At 54.8% G+C, this 582-nt stretch carries 1 protein-coding gene; it reads left to right on the top strand.

Translation table 11 applies throughout. From position 1 onward, the window contains the following. Positions 1 to 262: 262 nt before the first annotated feature. On the top strand, positions 263 to 582 hold a 320-nt coding region (locus tag DW49_RS1000000129765; RefSeq protein WP_420865877.1), incomplete at its 3' end, for a response regulator.

Raw genomic sequence — 582 nt, 5'->3', positions numbered from 1 at the left:
TACAGATGCCCTATCGAAATGATGACGGAAATGATGTCCAAGCATCATGAGAGTCCATCCCTAACTCAATAGCCGGGTGTTGCACTCAGCCTCTGAAACCGCCAAGTGTCACGAAAACGTCCAGCCTGGCCGAGCCATAGACATATTTTTTTCATGGGGGCGGATCGGGCTTGCGCTGGTACAAGGTGACTCTGAGGTCAGGGGGAATGGCGTCCGCTTAAAAGTATGCGGGCACAATCGGCTGATTACTTAGCGGTGGAAGGTGTGCTGGCTGACATACCTGCTGCAGTCCAAAACCCACTGTGCGTTACTGATCACCGATTTTACTCTGCCTGGTCAGCTTGATGGCAAAGAGCTCGCGATGATGGTGCATCAGCGTTGGCCAAGCACCCCAATTCTTGTGACCACCGGCTACGGAGCCGAAGTGAGCCGTGGTCTGCCTCCCGGAATCGCATTCCTGCAAAAGCCCTGGAGTGCGGATTCCACGACACTTGGACACTCAGCCCACGATCATTTGGACACTCATTCCAAGCTCACTTGGACACCTGCCCCACGTCCACTTGGACAGGCAGTCGGAGCGCA

This window comes from Pseudomonas avellanae BPIC 631, from assembly GCF_000444135.1.
Classification (GTDB): Bacteria; Pseudomonadota; Gammaproteobacteria; order Pseudomonadales; family Pseudomonadaceae; genus Aquipseudomonas; species Aquipseudomonas avellanae.
The sequence above is the reverse complement of the archived record's forward strand: the minus strand, read 5'-3'. Positions and strand labels throughout refer to the sequence as shown.